Raw genomic sequence first — 18,250 nt, 5'->3', positions numbered from 1 at the left:
ACTGGAGAACACCCTTCATGAGTTTCAACCCAAAAGCGCGCGCTAACGCAGCGCTGATCACCAGTGACGCTCAGGCCCTGCACACAGCCCGCGAACTGGCCCTGCAATTGAAAACCGACAGCGCGCAACGCGATCGCGAACGCCGTTTGCCGCATGCCGAACTGGACCTGTTCAGCCAGTCCGGTCTGTGGGGCATCAGTGTGCCGCAAGCCTTCGGCGGCGCGGGTGTTTCCAATGTCACGCTGGCCAAGGTGATCCAGCTGATTTCCGAAGCCGATGGCTCGCTGGGCCAGATTCCGCAAAACCACTTTTACGCCCTGGAAGTGCTGCGCGTGAACGGCAGTCCGGAACAACAGGCGCGCTTGTACGCCGAGGCACTGGCGGGCGTACGCTTCGGCAATGCGCTGGCCGAACTGGGGACCAGAACCGCACATGACCGCACCACTCGCCTGAGCCGCGACGGGGACGGTTATCGCATCAACGGCCGCAAGTTCTACGCCACCGGCGCGCTGTACGCGCAACGCATTCCCACCTCGGTGATTGACGACGAGGGTGTGCAGCAACTGGTGTTCGTGCCGCATGACAGCGAGGGGCTCAGCGTCATCGACGACTGGAGCGGTTTCGGGCAGCGCACCACGGGCAGCGGCTCGGTGGTGTTCGACAATGTGTATGTCAGCGCCCGCGATGTGGTGCCGTTCCAGAGCGCCTTCCAGCGCCCCACCACGGTCGGGCCACTGGCGCAGATTCTCCATGCGGCGATCGACACCGGCATTGCCCGCGCAGCCTTCGAGGACGCCCTGAGGTTCGTGCGGACGCGTACCCGGCCATGGATCGATTCGGGTATTGAAAAGGCCGTGGATGACCCGCTGACGCTGCACAGCTTCGGCAAGCTGGGTATTCGCCTGCACGCCGCCGAAGCACTGCTCGAGCGCGCCGGAGAGTTTCTCGATGTCGCTCAGGCCGACAGCAATGCCGAAACCGTCGCCGCGGCCTCGATAGCCGTGGCCGAAGCGCGCGCCATCAGCACGGAGATTTCCCTGGCCGCCGGCAGCACGCTGTTCGAACTGGCGGGCAGTCAATCCACGCTGGCGGAACACGGCCTGGATCGCCACTGGCGCAACGCGCGCGTTCATACGCTGCACGACCCGGTACGCTGGAAGTTTCACGCCATCGGCAATTACTACCTCAACGACACTAATCCTCCCCTGCGGGGGACGATCTGATGGCGCGTAAAAAGATCCTCCTCAACGCGTTCAACATGAACTGCATCGGCCATATCAACCATGGCCTGTGGACCCATCCACGGGACACCTCGACGCAATTCAACAGCCTGGAGTACTGGACTGACCTGGCGAAACTGCTCGAACGCGGGTTGTTCGACGGCCTGTTCATCGCCGACATCGTGGGCGTGTATGACGTGTATCAGAACTCGGTGGACGTTACCCTCAAGGAGGCGATCCAGTTGCCGGTCAACGACCCACTGCTGCTGGTCTCGGCGATGGCAGGGGTCACGAAACACCTGGGCTTCGGCCTGACCGCCAACCTGACCTACGACGCGCCCTATCTGTTCGCCAGGCGCATGTCGACGCTGGATCACCTGAGCCGTGGCCGGGTGGGCTGGAACATTGTCACCGGCTACCTCGACAGCGCGGCGCGGGCCATGGGCCTCAGCGAGCAGAACGAGCATGACCGCCGTTATGATCAGGCCGACGAGTACCTGGAGGTGCTGTACAAGCTCTGGGAAGGCAGTTGGGAAGACGATGCCGTGATCAATGATCGCGAGCAGCGCGTCTACGCCCAGCCGGGCAAGGTGCATAAGGTCCGGCACCAGGGCGAGTTCTATCAGGTCGAGGGTTATCACCTCTGCGAACCGTCGCCGCAACGCACGCCGGTGCTGTTTCAGGCCGGCAGTTCGGAGCGCGGCCTGCAGTTTGCCGGAAAGAACGCCGAATGCGTTTTCATCAGCGGGCAGAACAAGGCAGCGACCCGCGAGCAGGTCGACAAGGTGCGCGCCAGTGCCGTGCAGGCCGGGCGCAACCCGGACGACATCAAAGTGTTCATGGGCCTGAACGTGATCGTCGCGGCCACCGAAGCACTGGCTAGGGAGAAGCACGCCGAATACCGCCGCCATGCCAGCGCCGAAGCCGGCGTGGCGCACTTCGCCGCGTCCACGGGCATCGATTTTTCTGAGTACGAACTCGACGAACCCATTCAGTACGTGAAAAACAACGCCATTCAATCGGCGACCAGGAACCTGAAAAACAACGACTGGACGCGCCAGAAACTGCTCGACCAGCACGCCTTGGGCGGCCGTTACATCACCTTGATCGGCTCGCCCGAACAGGTCGCCGACGAACTGGAGTCATGGATCGACGAAACCGGCCTGGACGGCTTCAACCTGACCCGCATCGTCACCCCGGAAAGTTACGAGGACTTCATTGACCTGGTGATCCCGGAACTGCAACGCCGCGGCTCATACAAGACCGCTTACGAAGAAGGCAGCCTGCGCAAAAAACTGTTTCCGGAAGGCACCGACCGTTTACCGCAACGGCATGGGGGGGCGGCACACCGGCCTATTTGATGACGACATGCGCCCCACGCCGAAGCACTTGGCGTTGTACACAGTTTTTGTGGGAGCGAGCTTGCTCGCGAAAGCGCTTGCTTTCTGGGGCTGCACTGGCCTATTCGCGAGCAAGCTCGCTCCCACAGGACCGATGCGCTGCGGGGGATACACACCGGCGTAATTGATGACGACATGCGCACCTACGCCGAAGCACTTGGCGTTGTACACAGATTTTGTGGGAGCGAGCTTGCTCGCGAAAGCGATTGGCCAGACGCCCTGCTCTCTGTGGCTGCACTGGCCTATTCGCGAGCAAGCTCGCTCCCACAGGGCCTATGCGCTAAGTGGGATGCACACCGGCGTAGTTGATGATGACATGCGCGCCCACGCTGAAGCGCCTGGCGTTGTACACAGATTTTGTGGGAGCGAGCTTGCTCGCGAAAGCGATTGCCCAGACGCCCTGCTTTCTGCGGCTGCACTGGCCTATTCGCGAGCAAGCTCGCTCCCACAGGATCGATAAGCGCAAGACGTGGGAACGAGACTTAGGTATTTTTAAAAGGACCACATCATGAGCAAAACCCTCGCTGCACTGGCCCTCGGCCTGTTGACCCTGACCGCTTACGCTGACGATAAACCCCTGAAAGTCGGGACCACGGCAGCCTTCGCGATACCGCTGGAAGCCGCTGTCGAAGAGGCTGGCAAGCAGGGCCTGAAGGTCGAGCTGGTCGAGTTCACCGACTGGATCGCGCCCAACGTCAGCCTCGCTGCCGGCGATATCGACGTGAATTATTTTCAGCACATCCCGTTCCTGACCAATGCCAACGAAGCCGCTGGCTTCGGTTTGGTGCCTTACGCACCGGGGATCATCAACAACGTAGGTCTGTACTCGAAAAAGTACAAAAGCTTCGATGAGCTGCCGACCGGCGCCACCGTGGCCATCGCCAATGACCCGATCAACAGCGGACGCGGCCTGCAACTGCTGGCCAAGGCCGGGCTGATCACGCTCAAGGAAGGTGTTGGTTACAAGGCCACCGAAGAAGACATCACGGCCAACCCGAAAAAACTCAAGCTCATACAGGTCGAAGCCGTGCAACTGGTGCGAGCCTACGACGATGCCGATCTGGTGCAGGGCTACCCCGCCTACATCCGTCTGGCCAAGACCTTTCCCGCTGACTCGGCGATCCTGTTCGACGGCCTGGACCACCCGGAATACGTGATTCAGTTCGTGATCAAACCTGATCACAAGGATGACCCGCGGTTGGCGAAATTCGTCGACATTTACCAACACTCGCCGGTCGTCCGCGCTTCGCTGGACAAGGTCAACGGCAAGCTTTATCAGGCCGGGTGGAAAGAATGACTGCGACCGCGCAACGCCAGCGGCCACTCGACACTGCGGGCGCAGGTCAACGGGCGCAACAGGCCGAGCTGCACCCGGAGCTGAATCGCGCGCATGTGCGCTTCATCAACCTGGGCAAGACCTATCACGGCAAGCAAGGCACGGTGGAGGCGCTGGGCAATATCGATCTGGCCGTCCAGCGCGGCGAGATCTTCGGCATTATCGGCCGCAGCGGCGCAGGCAAATCCTCGTTGATCCGCACCATCAATCGCCTGGAACAACCGAGCAGCGGTCGCGTATTGATCGATCAGGTGGATATCGGCGAGTTCGACGAAGACAAGCTGGTTGAGCTACGCCGACGCATCGGCATGATCTTCCAGCACTTCAACCTGATGTCGGCCAAGACCGTCTGGCAGAACGTCGAACTGCCGCTCAAGGTTGCCGGTGTGCCCAAGGAGCAACGCGCGCGCAAGGTCGCGCAGTTGCTGGAACTGGTGGGTTTACAGGACAAGCACAAGGCGTACCCCGCGCAACTGTCCGGCGGGCAGAAACAGCGTGTCGGCATCGCCCGCGCGCTGGTACACGACCCGGCGATTCTGTTGTGCGACGAAGCCACTTCGGCGCTGGACCCGGAAACCACCCAGTCGATCCTCGGCCTGCTGCGCGAGATCAACCAGCGCCTGGGCCTGACCGTCGTGCTGATCACCCATGAAATGGCGGTTATCCGTGATATCTGCCACCGCGTGGTGGTGCTGGAACAGGGGCGAGTCGTCGAGCAGGGGCCGGTATGGCAGGTGTTTGGCGACCCGCAGCACGACGTCAGCAAAACCTTGCTGGCTCCGCTGCAAACCGGGCTGCCGAAAGAGTGGGCAGAGCGCCTGAGCGATCAGCCGCAACGATCCGATGCGGCCCTGCTGCTGGACGTGCATTTCACCGGTGTCAGTGACGAAGGGCCGGATCTGGCCGCGCTGTTTGCCGCGCTGGGCGGCAAGGTGCAATTGCTGCAGGGCGGCGTCGAGCGGATTCAGGAACGGCCCATCGGGCATCTCATTCTGTCGGTTGCCGGCTCGCCACACAGCCGGGAAGAACTGCTGGCGCGCGCCCGCACACTGGCGCCACGCGCGGAGGTATTGGGTTATGTGGGTTGATCGCTTGCTGCAAGGCACCCTCGACACGTTTCTGATGGTCGGTGTGTCGTCATTGATCGCACTGCTGCTGGGCATTCCGCTGGCAGTGATTCTGGTCACCAGTTCCAAAGGCGGCATCTACGAAGCACCGGGGATCAACCGGGTGCTGGGTGGCTTCGTGAACCTGTTTCGTTCGATTCCGTTTCTGATCCTGATGGTCGCGCTGATTCCGTTCACGCGGATGATCGTCGGCACCACGTATGGCGTATGGGCAGCCGTCGTGCCGCTGACCATTGCCGCCACGCCATTCTTTGCGCGGGTCGCTGAAGTGAGCCTGCGGGAGGTCGATCATGGTCTGGTCGAGGCCGCGCAAGCGATGGGCTGTCGGCGCTGGCATATCATCTGGCATGTGCTGCTGCCGGAGGCGCGTCCCGGTATCGTCGGCGGCTTTACGATCACGCTGGTGACCATGATCAACTCATCGGCCATGGCCGGTGCCATCGGCGCAGGCGGGCTGGGCGATATTGCCTATCGCTATGGCTATCAGCGCTTCGACACGCAGGTGATGTTGACAGTGATTGTCTTGCTGGTAGCGGTCGTCGCGCTGGTGCAGCTGGGCGGGGACCGGCTGGCACGCAGCTTCGACAGGCGCTGAGCAGCCGCAACGCAGCGAGGGTATATTGGCGGTCTTCCTTTACCGGACCGCCCTTGATGAAACTCGATCCACAGACCCTTGCGCAGATCACCTCCGCGACCCTCGGCAATTACAACCGCGTGGCCGACGACTTCCGCGAAGGCACTCGCGACCACGACGTCAGCCAGAACATCGACGCCCTGCTGCGGCATATCGAAGGACCGGCACCCTGGCAGATTCTCGATTTCGGCTGCGGGCCGGGCCGCGACCTGAAAACGTTTACCGCGATGGGCCATGTGGCGGTCGGGCTCGACGGGTCCGAACGTTTCGCCGAGATGGCCCGTGCCGAGACCGGTTGCGAAGTGCTGCAGCAAAACTTCCTCGAACTCGACCTGCCGCACAGCCGCTTCGATGGCGTTTTCGCCAACGCGGTGCTGTTTCACATCCCCAAACAGGAGCTGCCGCGCGTCCTGCGTCAGTTGCATGACGCGCTCAAGCCGGGCGGCGTGCTGTTCAGCTCCAACCCGCGTGGTGAGAATCAGGAAGGCTGGAACGGCGAGCGTTACGGCGCTTATCACGACCTGGAATCATGGCGCACATTGCTGACCGAAGCCGGCTTTATCGAACTGGAGCATTACTACCGCCCCGCCGGATTGCCGAGAGAGCAGCAGCCGTGGCTGGCGAGTGTCTGGCGGCGTCAGTGATGTCCGGCGTTGTGCAGTCCGCGTGCTGTTACTTCTGACAGTATCGGCAAATACTCACGCGCCTTAGGATGGACTCCCATCCGCCTACGCAGGCGGCTGGCAATGGAATCCATTTGAACCGATCAAAGGAACTGATCATGGCGACCGAATTCGTGAAAAACGGCAACTTCAGCGACGATCTCAAGTACTGGGCAGCACCGGAGGGCTTTGATCCTGACTTCAAGCCTTGGCCCGCAGGGGATGGGCAGAGCATCAAACTGGATGCGACTGGAGTGACCGTAAGCCAATTTATCAATGCGCTGCCTGACTCAACCCTGCATATCGAGTTCGATGTGCACAGCGCAGACCTGAAATTAGACGAGGCGCTCTTTGTTATAGCCGTGGGAGGTTACAACAAAGAGGGCGCGCTGAATCTGACACCGGTCATTGGCCTCGCCACTGAAGAGTGGGAACATTTTTCAGGCGACATTACGTTCGGAGAAGCGCTTGAAAAATGCTTCGTGAATCTGTCGGCGCCTTCGAACACGTTCCGCTTCTCGCTCTCAAACTCAAGGCTGGCTTCACCGTACGGCCCGGTACGGTTCGCCAACCTCAGCCTGTCCACTATCGACGTCAAAGACGCAGACGAGACCGACTGATTGCCCACAGGCGGCAGGGCATGCCGACCTCAATGCGCTGGCTGCGCGTGCTCGCCGTCATCCTTGTCAGCCGCTTCGCGACGCTGTTCGTCGGTCGGTTCCTTGATGCGATACCAGGCCACGTACAACGCTGGCAGGAACAGCAAGGTCAGCAGCGTGGCGATGATGATGCCGCCGATCATGGCGTAGGCCATCGGCCCCCAGAACACCTCACGGGCGATTGGAATCATGCCCAGGCTGGCCGCTGCCGCCGTCAACAGGATCGGACGACGGCGATGCTCGGTGGCTTCGACCACAGCGTCCCAAGGCAGATACCCACTGCGCTCATAGGCATCGATCTGGGTCACCAGAATCACCGAGTTGCGGATGATGATGCCGATCAGCGCCAGCACCCCGAGAATCGCCACGAACCCCAGTGGCGTCCCCGTCGGGATCAGCGCCAGCACCACACCGATTAGCCCCAGAGGCGCGACACTGGCCACCAGAAACATCTTCTGAATGCTGTGCAACTGAATCATCAGGAACGTCGCCATGAGGAACAGCATCAGCGGCGCAACGCTGGCAATCGGCCCCTGCGCCTTGCTGCTTTCTTCGACCGTACCGCCGGTTGCAACCTTGTAGCCGACCGGCAGACCTGCGGCAAACTTGTCGATTTCCGGTTGCAGCTGCTTGACCAGATCAGTCGGCTGAATTGCATCGCGGACGGCGCCTTTCACCGTGATGGTCGGCTTGCGATCGCGGCGCCAGACCAATGGCTGCTCCAGCTCGTAACCGACCGTGGCGAACGCCAGCAGCGGGATCGACGTGCCGGTCGGCGTCACGATCTGCAGGTTCTGCAGGGTTTCCGGTGTGCCGCGCTCGGCATCTTCAGCACGCCCGATCACGTTGATCAGGTAGATATCATCGCGCACCTGGGTCACGGTAGAACCACTGACCACGCTGTTCATCAGCTTGGCGACGTCTTCCGACGACAGACCCAACTGCCGGGCCTTGTCCTGGTTGATGTCGATGCGCAGGACCTTGCCCGGCTCGTTCCAGTCGTAGATCACTTCGCCCACATGCGGGTTGTGATCGAGCAGCGTAGCCAGTTCGATGGCGTGCTGGCGTACCTTGTCGATGTTCTCGCCGCTGACGCGATACTGCAACGGACGACCCACCGGCGGGCCCATTTCCAGCGCCTGCACATAGGACCCGATGCCGACGAAGTCATCACGCAGGCGTTTTTGCAGACGGGCAGTCAACGCGCCACGCTCCTCCAGGCCTTTACTGACAATCACCAGCTGGGCGTAGAACGGATTTTCCAGCTGCTGATCGAGCGGCAGGTAGAAACGCAACGCGCCCTGGCCGATGTAGGTGCTCCAGCGCTCGATGTCCGGATCGTCCTTGAGGCTCGCTTCAAAACGATCCACCACCTTGCGCGTCTCGTTGATCGAGGCGTTCTGCGGCAGGTTCAGGTCGACCAGTATTTCCGGGCGGTCCGAAGACGGGAAGAACTGGTTCTGCACGAACTGCATGGAGAACAGCGACGCGGCGAACAACCCTACCGTGATGGCAATCGCCAGCCAGCGATGACGCATGGCCCAGAGCATGCTGCCGTTGAATGCCCGGCCTATGCGGCCCGGCTCTTCGGATTTGGGCTTGATGTTGGCGCTCAGAATGTGCACGCCGATCACCGGCGCAAACAGCACGGCAACCACCCACGACACCAGCATCGCTACGGCAATCACGGCAAACAGCGTGAATGTGTACTCCCCCGCCGAGCTGTTGTTCAGTCCGATCGGCACAAAGCCAGCCACAGTCACCAGCGTACCGGTGAGCATCGGGAACGCTGTCGAGGTGTAGGCGTATGTCGCGGCCTGCTCCTTGGACTCCCCCATTTCCAGCCGTGTGACCATCATTTCCACGGTAATCATGGCGTCATCCACCAGCAGGCCGAGGGCGATGATCAGCGCGCCGAGGGAAATCCGTTGCATGGTGATGCCGCTGTATTCCATGAACACGAACACCATCGCCAGTACCAGCGGAATCGAACACGCAACCACCAACCCTGCGCGAAACCCGAGGCTCACGAAGCTGACCAACAGCACGATAATTACCGCCTCGAACAACGCGCTGGTGAAGCCGCCCACAGCCTTGTTCACCACCTCGGCCTGATCCGAGACCTTGTGCACACCAATGCCGACTGGCAGCTCCGCTGTGGTAGCGTCCATACGTTCGTGCAGCGCCTTGCCGAAGGACTGGATGTTGCCGCCCTTCTGCATCGCGATGGCCAGGCCGATCGCCGGTTTGCCATCGAAGCGGAACAGCGGCTTGGGCGGATCGGTGTAGCCGCGGGTGATGTCAGCAATGTCGCTCAGACGGTAAAAACGGTCATTGATGCGCAGATTGACCGCAGCCAGATCCTTCTCGGACGCGAACTGCCCGGAGGTGCGTACCGAGATCCGCTCCGGCCCGGCTTCGATAACACCTGCAGGCGTCACCGCGTTCTGCGATTGCAGGCTTTGCACCACCTGGCTCTGGTCGATGCCCAATGCTGCGAGTTTGCGTGTCGAGAAGTTCAGGTACACCACTTCGTCCTGCTGACCGATCATCTCGACCTTGCCCAGGCCAGGCACGTCGCGGATGTCGGCGCGAACCTTCTCGACGTAGTCCCGCAACTGACGCATCGAGAAACCGTCTGCGGTAAACGCATAGATCGAGCCATATACATCGCCGAACTCGTCGTTGAACGACGGGCCTTGCAGCCCCTGCGGGAACTGGCCACGGATGTCATCGACCTTCTTGCGCACCTGATACCAGATTTCCGGTATCGCCTTGGCACTGGTGGTGTCACGCAGGTACACGAAGACTGTGGACTCGCCCGGTCGTGTGTAGCTCTTCACGTAGTCCAGCGAGTCAAGTTCTTCGAGCTTCTTCTCGATGCGGTCGGTGACCTGCTCGAGGGTCTCGTCCACCGTCGCGCCCGGCCAGCGGGTCTGGATAATCATAGTCTTGATGGTGAAGGACGGGTCTTCCTCGCGCCCAAGCTTCATGTAGGAAAACACGCCCATCAACAGCGCGACGAACATCAGGTACCAGACGAACGACTGATGCTTGATGGCCCACTCGGATAAATTGAAATTCCCTTTCATCGCGGGCTTTCCTCATCGACTTTGACTTTCTGGCCCGGCTTGAGGCTGTTGACGCCCGCGCTCACCACTTTTTCACCCGCTTTGACGCCATCGGTCAGCACGAAAGAGTCGCTGTCACGGCTGGCAATAGTGACGGCTCTGGGGTTAACCGTCTGGCTCTGCGAATCGACGATCCAGATCTGGCGTTTGCCATCGACTTCCTGCAGGGCATTGATCGGCAGGCGCATGCGCGGTGTGATGGTCGAACTGAGCGTCACGCTGATGGCCGTGCCCAGGCGGAACGCCGCTGGCGTTTGCGCCAGCGACAGACGCGCACGACGAGTACGCGTCGTGCGGTCGGCCTGGGGTTCGATTTCACGAAGGGTGGCGGTGGTGTTCACTTCCGGATTCAGCTGACTGGCGACGGTGAATACCACGTCGGACGGCAATTGGTCGGCCAGTGTATCGGGCAGGTCGATCACCGCTTCCTTGATGTCCGGCCGCGCCAGGGTCACGACCTCCTGACCGGCTGTCACCACCTGCCCGGCTTCGACTTTCCATTCGGTGACCACTGCGTCGTGATCACTGCGCAGCTCGCTGTAACTCAATTGGTCGCGGGCCTGTTGAGCCGCGGCCTTGGCCTGTTCCTGCGACGAGCTGGCGGTCTTCAGATCGGTCAGGGCGATGTCCAGTTGCGCCTGGGCACCGACGCCGCGATCGAACAGTTCCTGCTGGCGGCGAGCATTGGCCTGGGCGTTGATGTACTGCGCCTGAACATTGGCCAGGTCGCCCTGCCGGGCACGCACTGTATTCTGTTGATCGGTCGGATCGAGGGTTGCGAGCAAATCGCCTTTCCTGACTTCAGCGCCTACGTCGACGTCGCGCCGGGCGATGCGCCCCGCGACCCGAAAGCCCAGCACACTTTGATAACGCGCCTGGATATTGCCGGCAAAGCGCCCGAAATCCTGGACGGACTCAGGTCGGGCTTCGACGAAGACGACAGGACGCACCGGTTCAGGAGGTGTTTCATCCTTGCCACAACCGCTCAATAGTAAGCCGCTCAACAAAAGGCTGCCCAGCGCTACGCATGACAGACGCTTCATGGCTGCACCTGTGCGTTCTGCTGCTTGGGCTGTTCGGCAATGTCGACCTGCATGTCCGGGTGTAACAACTGTCCGCCTGCCACCACGACTTTCTCTCCACTCTTGAGCCCGTCGCCGATGATGACTTTGGCGGTCAGGTAACGGGTGACGGTGACCTTGCGCAGATTGACCTTGCCCTGCTCGTCCACCACCCACACGGCAGGCTTGCCCAACTGCTCGCCGAGGTCCTTGGTCAGCGCCGCCCATGGCAACTCGACACTGGCATTGGCCGGTGCGCTCAGTGCCACGCTGACCACCGAGCCGAGGTCCATGCCTTCAGGCAGCGGGTCCAGCGCGATCTTGACCTGCAAGGTGCCGGTTTGCGCCGACACCGCCGGGGTCACTTCACGCACTTTGCCGCTGACCTTGATAGTCGGGTTATCGAGCAACGTGACCTGCACGGCCTGATCGGTGGGCGGCTTGACGAACAGGGACTCGTAGACGTTGAACACCGCATCGCGATCACCGTCGCGCGCCAGATCGAAAATCGGCATGGTGGCCTGCACCACTTGCCCGACTTCAGCCTGACGCGCGGTGATCACACCCGGTGCGTCAGCGACCAGAGCGGTGTAACCCAGTTGTTCACGGGCATTGGCCAATTGCGCCTGCGCCGCCTTCAACGAACTTTCACTGCCGCGCAAGGCGGCCTGTGCAGAGTCATATTCGCTGCGGCTGGTATAGCCCTTGGGCAACAATTTTTGTTGTCGGACGAAAGCAGCGCTGGCCTGATTCACGCGGGCCTGCTCGGCGGCCACAGCAGCAGCGGCCGAGTCGACATTGACCTGCAGATCCTTGGGGTCGAGCCGCGCCAGCACCTGCCGGGCAGTGACCCGGTCGCCCACATCGACATTACGCTGAATGATCTTGCCATTGACTCGGAATGAAAGCCGGGTCTGCACCCGCGCCTGAACATCACCGGTCAGGGCGACACTGGCGGCGAAGTCGGCACTTTTTACCGTCTGCACATAAACCCTGGGCAGTTCGGGCGCCGCCGGTTTTTCCTCGCCACAACCGGCCAGCGCCGCCAATGCAGCAGCCAGACCGAACGTAACCAGTCTTGAAATACGAACGGGCATGCAGACTCCTTGTGCAACTGCCGGATGCGGGCGTGATCAGGGCGAGAGAATAGCGTGAGTATGCGACTGTGTGCGAGAGGGAGGGTTCATTGGGGCTTGCGTTGTAGAAGCGCCGGGAGACGGCTTGAGCGAGTGGCGTCAGCGAAGAAACGTGGTCCGGCGGGTCGTAAGTGTATCGGCAGAGGAGAGCCGTGATCGATCCCTGATGATGGAGTAAAGGCTTCAGCCTGAACCGATTCGGGATGAGGGGCTACTGCCAGAAAGGTCAGTATCGGGGGGAAGGTGCCTGACAAGTGGTAGCAAATATCACAAGGCCGTTCGGATGACCGAAGCATTACTAATGTTCGACGTATTACTTGAGCGTCTCATGGCAGGGCCTTTAAGAAGCACAGGCACTGCTTTCTGGACCCGTTTGTCCATTATGGAACGAGCAATTGACCAGCCACGCAGCCCAGCCGTCGGGTAAGCAATAAGGATAGCGGCAATCCTCAGTGGGCGAATTGCTGGCGATTCAGGGTCAGTTTTTGTCAGAACGAAGGAAGTGGCCCATGCCGAAGTGGCAACCAGTGCAGACACTCCGGTGAATGCCGAGATTTTTTCCGCTGTATTCGCCGGTCTTCTTGTCTCCTGAACGGGAAAAGCCAGGTTATTGCTGGCGACAGCCTGAGGCTTCACTTTGACACCTTTTAGTACAGCTCTTATAGGTGCACGGACCGCCAGCAAACCAATAATGCCGCTCAGAATTGCAGCACCGATGTAGAGGGAAGTTTCCACATCCTCAAGAAAGCCATGCCCCGTCGGATCAGATCGATTGACCGGATCCCCCGCACAATACGCATAGGCATTTATTCCACCCTTGCCAAACGGACTCAGGCTATCGGGACTGTTGAAGCGCATCAGAACAGGGTTATAGGCGCGATAGCCGTTGCCCAGCAGATAATGACCGGTCAATGGATCGGGGCGCTCACCGTTGAAGCCTGGCAGTTGGTTCAACGCTTGCCCATGCCCATAGGGGGTGTAAGCGATAGGGTCAGACAAGCTGGCCGATACGGTGTGGAGCACGCTGTGCTGTTGGTCCGAGCCGATCAACAGCGTGGCGAGCGCTGACTGCGTGGCCAGCAACTGACGACCGTGATGCAGGAATCGAACGTGTTCTGCACCCTGAATCTCGCTGACCAAGGTGTCGGACTGATAGTACGAGCGGGCAATGGTCCCTGCCGCAGGCGTGCGAGCCGCGAGCCGGTCAAGCGCGTCGTAGCGGTAACGGCACAGAGTAGTTTGCTGGCGCATGGCGAGTAACCGGAGTGGTCTTGATTAGCGAGACAGGCCTCTTCAAGCACACAATGCATTGCAGGGACCGCAGCGGCTACTCGTAGAACTGCTAGGTTGCATCAGGGATGTCAGGGGTTCTGGACGCATTCCAGCGAGCGCTCCAGCTCGGCCTTGGCCATATTGATCAGATGCCTGCTGCTAAACAAACAAGGGTGGCGACTTTGACGCGGGTTAGCAGACCGGTAGAGAACACAGACCCGGCGCACTCGAAAGTGCCCCACGCAAAGCCGCCATAAAACGGTAATTGCGCTGCGTGTCTCTGGACAGGCTGCTAAACCCGATCGCTGAAAAACCAGCGACCGACGCAGCCTAGTGTGCGGATTTGGCAGGCGCAAGGGCCCGGGATTTTCTAGGAAAGGTCATACGCAGGAAAGAGAAAAGACTGAAAGAAAGGTCCTGCAGGACAGGTTTTTCGTGAGCGGAAGTAACCTGATTTGTTCAGAAGAGGACGCAGAGCGTCCAGAACGGCATTCCCACGCTGGAGCGTGAGGAACGATAGGCGCCCGGGAGATCTTCTATCGTTCCTCACGCTCCGCGTGGGAATGCCCTTCATGACGCTCCGCGTCATCTTCAAAACGCGTCGATCAACTGCCCTCGGTGCCGTGCGCTTCTTCGAAGAAGTAGTCCTTCCAGCTCGCCGCCTTGTTTTTCAACACGCCCAGCTCATGCAGTTTCTCGGCGTAGATAAAGGTGCGCTGCGGCGTGACGGTGAAGTCGATTTCCGGGTCGGCGACGATTTTCTCTACCAGTGGCAACGGCAGCTTCGATTGCTCGACGCGGATGTAGGTCTGCGCGGCAGCAGGCTTGTCGGCTTTGATGATCTTCTCGGCTTCGGCCAGCGCGTCGTAGAACGCCTTGTAGGTCTTGGGGTTTTCGTCGTGGAATTTCTCGGTGGTGTAGAGCACGTTGAACGTCGCCTGGCCGCCCAGCACGTCATAGGAACTGAGCACCTTATGCACGTTGGGGTTCTCCAGTTCCTGGTACTGGAACGGCGGGCTGGAGAAGTGCGAGTTGATTTCCGAACCACCGGCAATCAGCGCGGAGGTCGCGTCCGGGTGCGCGAGGCTGACCGAGATGTTGTCGAATTTCTTGTAGTTGTCGTTACCGAACAGCTTGGCGGTTTCGATCTGCAATGTGCGCGACTGGAAGCCCACGCCCGCAGCCGGTACGGCGATGCGGTCCTTTTCGGTGAAGTCCTTGAGGGTCTTGACGCTGGGGTTGTTGGTCAGCAGGTAATTGGGCATCGAACCCAGCGAGGCAATCGCCTTGACGTTCTGCTTGCCCTTGGTGCGGTCCCAGACGGTCAGCATCGGCGGCACGCCTGCCGACACCACGTCAAGCGCGCCGGCCAGCAGCGCTTCGTTCATCGCCGTGGCACCGGAGATGCTGTTCCAGTCGACCTTGATATCCAGACCCTGCTCCTTGCCGTGTTTCTCGATCAGCTTCTGATCGCGCACCACGTCGAGGATCAGGTAGCCGATGCCGAATTGCTGAGCGATGCTGATCTTGCCTTCAGCCTGAGCGCCGCCACTGAGCAGCGCGCCAAACAAGCCAAGCGTCGCCGCCAGCACAGTCAGTGCCGGGCGTTGAAATGCAGTGTTCATGTGGTTCCCACCCTGATTATTCAAAAAAAGACGGCGTTTCAACGCTGCATGCCCCAGCGCTTGACGGTCAGGCGCTCTATGTTGGCGAACAGCAGGTTCTCGACCAGCAGGCCGATGAGGATCACCGCTGCCAGACCGGCAAAGACCTTGTCGGTATACAACTCGTTACGATTCTGGAAGATGTACCAGCCCAGACCGCCCTTGCCGGAGGACGCGCCAAACACCAGCTCGGCGGCGATCAGCGTGCGCCAGGCAAAGGCCCAGCCGATTTTCAGACCGGCGAGAATCGATGGCAGCGCAGCAGGAATCAGGATGTGCCAGACAAAGCGCAGGCCTTTGAGACCATAGTTGCGCCCGGCCATGCGCTGGGTTTCCGAGACACCGAGAAAGCCCGCATAAGTATTGAGCGCCAGCGCCCACAGCACCGAATGCACCAGCACGAAGATCAGGCTGTTCTGGCCCAGCCCGAACCACAGCAGCGCCAGCGGCAACAGGGCAATGGCCGGCAGCGGATTGAACATCGCAGTCAGCGTGCCGAGCAGGTCGCGGCCCAGTTGGGTGGACACTGCCAGGGTGGTCAGGGCGAACGCCAGCACGATGCCGATCAGGTAGCCCTGAATCAGTACGGTCAGGGAAATCCACACCTTGCCTGGAAGCTCGCCGGAGATCAGCCCGTCATAAAAGGCGGCCGCCGTTTGCAGAAAGCTCGGCAACAGCAGGTCGTTGTTCTGCAGACGTGCAGCCAGTTCCCAGATCACCGCCAGGGCGATCATGATGATGCATTTGCGCACCCAGCTCAGTTGCCAGATGCGCTGTGCCAGGGGCAGGTCGCGGGCCAGGTCTTCCTGAGTGAAAGGCTCCAGCGTGATTTCATATTCTTCGCGAGCGGGAGGTGCGAGGCTCATGATTCGGGTTTCCCGGTAATCGTGTAGATAGGACGCGGAGCGTCCTGAAAGGCATTACCACGCGGAGCGTGGGAACGATCAAGGCAGTCGCCTAGTAAGCAATCCGGATGTCCTGAAAATTCAGATCCTGCTCCACCGGCCCGGCCTCGCCCTCATCGAACAACAAACGATGAATACGCTGCGCGGTCTGCTGAAAACCAACGCCGCCCAGGCTTTTCAGGTCGTATTGATGGCTGTTGATTTCCGCCCGTACGCGGCCCGGATGCGGTGACAGCAGCAGGATGCGGTTACCGACCACCAGCGCTTCTTCGATGGAGTGCGTGACGAACAGCAACGTAAAGCGCACCTCTTCCCACAGCTCAAGCAGCTCTTCCTGCATCTTGCGTCGGGTCAGTGCATCGAGCGCGGCAAACGGCTCATCCATCAGCAGGATTTTCGGCTGCATGGCCAAGGCCCGGGCAATCGCCACGCGGGCTTTCATGCCACCGGACAAGGTGTGCGGGTAGGCATCGGCAAACGCACTGAGGCCGACCTTTTCCAGGTAGTAACGTGCACGCTCCAGCGCTTCGGGACGCTTCAGGGTGCGCGATGCCAGCAGCGGAAACATGACGTTCTCGATCACGGTTTTCCACGGCGGCAACTGGTCGAATTCCTGAAACACCACGATGCGGTCCGGGCCAGGTTCGGTGACCTGATGACCCGCCAGACGAATCTCGCCCTCGCTGGGCCGGATGAACCCGGCTACGGCTTTGAGCAATGTGGACTTGCCGCAACCGGATGGGCCGAGCAGCACGAAACGATCGGCCGGATCGACTTCGAAACTGACCTGATGCGTTGCCCGTACCACACGTTCTGGTGTGCGGTATTCGAGGCTGACGCCGCGAACTTGCAGCAAGGCTTCAGCAGTAGGCTGTTCAGCCGGTTGCGGTTGGGTGCTGGTGCTGGCCGTGTGGCCTTGCGCGACAGCATTCATGAACGGCTCTCCTGGATCAAAATGGCGCGGTGCCTTGAATGGTCGTGCGATGCAGTTTGCGACGCAGGTGCGCCGGGCAGCCGGCAGCCAGATGGATCAGGGAACGGTTGTCCCAGAACACCATGTCGTCGGCCTGCCACTGGTGCCGATAGATGTGCTCGGGCTTCACGCTATGGGCGTAAATCTCGTTGAGAATCTGACGGCTCTCGTCTTCCGGCAGACCGAGGATGCGCGTCGTGAAACCCTCGCTGACGAACAGCGCCTTGCGCCCGTTTTCAGGGTGGGTGCGAACGATCGGGTGGCTGACTTCCACCACCTGAGCCAGTTGCTCGGCGGTCAGGGTCGGACGCCAGTTGGCGGCGTTATGGCCCTCGGCGTAGCGTGCGGTGTAACTGTGCACCGCCGAGCGCCCTGCGACTGCATCGCGCAGGTGTTGCGGCAACGTTTCCCACGCCAGGTGCATGTCTGCAAACAGCGTATCGCCGCCTTCACTTGGCAGCTCCTGGGCGTAAAGCATTGAGCCCAGGCTCGGCAGCTCTTTGTAAGACAGGTCCGAATGCCAGTACTTGCCGGCATCGCCCAGGCCCACAGGCTTATCGTTCTCGACAATGTTGGAGACGATCAGGATTTCCGGATGGTTGGCCAACAGAAACTGCTTGAGCACATGGATCTGCAGCACCCCAAAACGCCGGCTGAAATCGATCTGCTGTTGCGGCGTGATCTGCTGATCGCGAAACACCACGACATGGTGATCCAGATGTGCCTGATGCACACGAGCGAAGTCGGCATCGTTCAACGGCCTGGACAGATCCAGCCCAACGATTTCAGCGCCCACCTTTTCGGTGAATGGACGCACTTCGAAGGATTGCGAAGCAGGTTGAGCGGACGATGAAGCGAGGGAGGCTGCTGGCATGAGAACTCCGACTCCAGGGCTGTGTGACTGAAAGACGAAACTCTATAGGTATAAGAAAGATAATTTAAATACCGTTAAGGAATATCCATAGTGCTGATTTTTTCACTGCCTCGCTGTGTAGCGTCAGCCAGCATAAATGTGTCACGACAGATACATCCAAGTGTAAGACCGCCTTGCTAGGGTCGGCGCCTCATCC

At 60.4% G+C, this 18,250-nt stretch carries 15 protein-coding genes; 7 read left to right on the top strand and 8 right to left on the bottom strand.

Annotation, left to right across the window (positions count from 1 at the left end; translation table 11 throughout):
- Nucleotides 1-17 precede the first annotated feature (17 nt).
- From PI739_RS07495 to PI739_RS07465, 7 genes are all read left to right on the top strand, one after another.
- Nucleotides 18-1,223 (top strand): SfnB family sulfur acquisition oxidoreductase, encoded by a 1,206-nt coding sequence (locus tag PI739_RS07495; protein ID WP_054081248.1) that lies wholly within the window; start codon nucleotides 18-20, stop codon nucleotides 1,221-1,223.
- Nucleotides 1,223-2,581 carry an LLM class flavin-dependent oxidoreductase gene (locus tag PI739_RS07490; protein WP_054081247.1) on the top strand — a complete coding sequence of 453 codons (1,359 nt, stop codon included), beginning with the start codon at nucleotides 1,223-1,225 and terminating at the stop codon, nucleotides 2,579-2,581. The genes PI739_RS07495 and PI739_RS07490 overlap by 1 nt, the downstream gene beginning before the upstream one ends.
- Before the next feature lie 547 nt (nucleotides 2,582-3,128).
- Nucleotides 3,129-3,917, top strand: coding sequence for a MetQ/NlpA family ABC transporter substrate-binding protein (locus PI739_RS07485; protein ID WP_003432321.1), 789 nt, complete (start codon nucleotides 3,129-3,131; stop codon nucleotides 3,915-3,917).
- Nucleotides 3,914-5,044, top strand: a complete 1,131-nt coding sequence (locus PI739_RS07480; RefSeq protein WP_054081246.1) for a methionine ABC transporter ATP-binding protein — start codon at nucleotides 3,914-3,916, stop codon at nucleotides 5,042-5,044. Before PI739_RS07485 ends, PI739_RS07480 begins: the two co-directional genes overlap by 4 nt.
- Nucleotides 5,034-5,678, top strand: coding sequence for a methionine ABC transporter permease (locus PI739_RS07475; protein WP_044308745.1), 645 nt, complete (start codon nucleotides 5,034-5,036; stop codon nucleotides 5,676-5,678). Before PI739_RS07480 ends, PI739_RS07475 begins: the two co-directional genes overlap by 11 nt.
- Before the next feature lie 56 nt (nucleotides 5,679-5,734).
- On the top strand, nucleotides 5,735-6,361 hold the full coding sequence (locus PI739_RS07470; protein ID WP_054081245.1) for a class I SAM-dependent methyltransferase: 627 nt from the start codon (nucleotides 5,735-5,737) through the stop codon (nucleotides 6,359-6,361).
- Nucleotides 6,362-6,498: 137 nt separating this feature from the next.
- The gene (locus tag PI739_RS07465) at nucleotides 6,499-6,999 is read left to right on the top strand and encodes a hypothetical protein (protein ID WP_054081244.1); all 501 of its coding nucleotides are present in this window, start codon (nucleotides 6,499-6,501) and stop codon (nucleotides 6,997-6,999) included.
- 29 nt (nucleotides 7,000-7,028) lie between these two features.
- On the opposite strand, the gene PI739_RS07460 is transcribed toward PI739_RS07465, so the two are convergent.
- The 8 genes from PI739_RS07460 to PI739_RS07425 all read right to left on the bottom strand — a co-directional run bounded on the left by PI739_RS07460 (nucleotide 7,029) and on the right by PI739_RS07425 (nucleotide 18,054).
- Complete coding sequence (locus PI739_RS07460; RefSeq protein ID WP_044308748.1) at nucleotides 7,029-10,130, bottom strand: efflux RND transporter permease subunit; 3,102 nt, start codon at nucleotides 10,128-10,130, stop codon at nucleotides 7,029-7,031.
- Nucleotides 10,127-11,212, bottom strand: coding sequence for an efflux RND transporter periplasmic adaptor subunit (locus tag PI739_RS07455; protein ID WP_003365897.1), 1,086 nt, complete (start codon nucleotides 11,210-11,212; stop codon nucleotides 10,127-10,129). Before PI739_RS07455 ends, PI739_RS07460 begins: the two co-directional genes overlap by 4 nt.
- Nucleotides 11,209-12,327, bottom strand: a complete 1,119-nt coding sequence (locus PI739_RS07450; RefSeq protein ID WP_003432315.1) for an efflux RND transporter periplasmic adaptor subunit — start codon at nucleotides 12,325-12,327, stop codon at nucleotides 11,209-11,211. The genes PI739_RS07455 and PI739_RS07450 overlap by 4 nt, the downstream gene beginning before the upstream one ends.
- A 306-nt stretch (nucleotides 12,328-12,633) precedes the next feature.
- On the bottom strand, nucleotides 12,634-13,617 hold the full coding sequence (locus PI739_RS07445; RefSeq protein ID WP_096105869.1) for an RHS repeat-associated core domain-containing protein: 984 nt from the start codon (nucleotides 13,615-13,617) through the stop codon (nucleotides 12,634-12,636).
- A 626-nt stretch (nucleotides 13,618-14,243) separates the two neighbouring features.
- Nucleotides 14,244-15,263: an ABC transporter substrate-binding protein gene (locus PI739_RS07440; protein ID WP_003432311.1), complete on the bottom strand. Its 1,020-nt coding sequence runs from the start codon at nucleotides 15,261-15,263 to the stop codon at nucleotides 14,244-14,246.
- Between the two features lie 38 nt (nucleotides 15,264-15,301).
- Nucleotides 15,302-16,168, bottom strand: coding sequence for an ABC transporter permease (locus PI739_RS07435; RefSeq protein ID WP_054081243.1), 867 nt, complete (start codon nucleotides 16,166-16,168; stop codon nucleotides 15,302-15,304).
- A 91-nt stretch (nucleotides 16,169-16,259) separates the two neighbouring features.
- Complete coding sequence (locus tag PI739_RS07430; RefSeq protein WP_054081242.1) at nucleotides 16,260-17,141, bottom strand: ABC transporter ATP-binding protein; 882 nt, start codon at nucleotides 17,139-17,141, stop codon at nucleotides 16,260-16,262.
- Nucleotides 17,142-17,157: 16 nt separating this feature from the next.
- Nucleotides 17,158-18,054, bottom strand: a complete 897-nt coding sequence (locus PI739_RS07425; RefSeq protein ID WP_003432305.1) for a TauD/TfdA dioxygenase family protein — start codon at nucleotides 18,052-18,054, stop codon at nucleotides 17,158-17,160.
- Between the last annotated feature and the right edge of the window lie 196 nt (nucleotides 18,055-18,250).

This window comes from Pseudomonas cerasi (genome assembly GCF_027983475.1).
In the GTDB taxonomy this organism is placed as follows: Bacteria; Pseudomonadota; Gammaproteobacteria; order Pseudomonadales; family Pseudomonadaceae; genus Aquipseudomonas; species Aquipseudomonas cerasi.
Note: the sequence above shows the minus strand (reverse complement) of the source record. Positions and strands in the feature narration are given on the sequence as shown.

Coding starts and splice junctions, on each gene's coding strand:
- PI739_RS07495 (WP_054081248.1), top strand. CDS start 18: ATGAGTTTCAACCCAAAAGCGCGCGCTAACGCAGCGCTGATCACCAGT.
- PI739_RS07490 (WP_054081247.1), top strand. CDS start 1,223: ATGGCGCGTAAAAAGATCCTCCTCAACGCGTTCAACATGAACTGCATC.
- PI739_RS07485 (WP_003432321.1), top strand. CDS start 3,129: ATGAGCAAAACCCTCGCTGCACTGGCCCTCGGCCTGTTGACCCTGACC.
- PI739_RS07480 (WP_054081246.1), top strand. CDS start 3,914: ATGACTGCGACCGCGCAACGCCAGCGGCCACTCGACACTGCGGGCGCA.
- PI739_RS07475 (WP_044308745.1), top strand. CDS start 5,034: ATGTGGGTTGATCGCTTGCTGCAAGGCACCCTCGACACGTTTCTGATG.
- PI739_RS07470 (WP_054081245.1), top strand. CDS start 5,735: ATGAAACTCGATCCACAGACCCTTGCGCAGATCACCTCCGCGACCCTC.
- PI739_RS07465 (WP_054081244.1), top strand. CDS start 6,499: ATGGCGACCGAATTCGTGAAAAACGGCAACTTCAGCGACGATCTCAAG.
- PI739_RS07460 (WP_044308748.1), bottom strand. CDS start 10,130: ATGAAAGGGAATTTCAATTTATCCGAGTGGGCCATCAAGCATCAGTCG.
- PI739_RS07455 (WP_003365897.1), bottom strand. CDS start 11,212: ATGAAGCGTCTGTCATGCGTAGCGCTGGGCAGCCTTTTGTTGAGCGGC.
- PI739_RS07450 (WP_003432315.1), bottom strand. CDS start 12,327: ATGCCCGTTCGTATTTCAAGACTGGTTACGTTCGGTCTGGCTGCTGCA.
- PI739_RS07445 (WP_096105869.1), bottom strand. CDS start 13,617: ATGCGCCAGCAAACTACTCTGTGCCGTTACCGCTACGACGCGCTTGAC.
- PI739_RS07440 (WP_003432311.1), bottom strand. CDS start 15,263: ATGAACACTGCATTTCAACGCCCGGCACTGACTGTGCTGGCGGCGACG.
- PI739_RS07435 (WP_054081243.1), bottom strand. CDS start 16,168: ATGAGCCTCGCACCTCCCGCTCGCGAAGAATATGAAATCACGCTGGAG.
- PI739_RS07430 (WP_054081242.1), bottom strand. CDS start 17,141: ATGAATGCTGTCGCGCAAGGCCACACGGCCAGCACCAGCACCCAACCG.
- PI739_RS07425 (WP_003432305.1), bottom strand. CDS start 18,054: ATGCCAGCAGCCTCCCTCGCTTCATCGTCCGCTCAACCTGCTTCGCAA.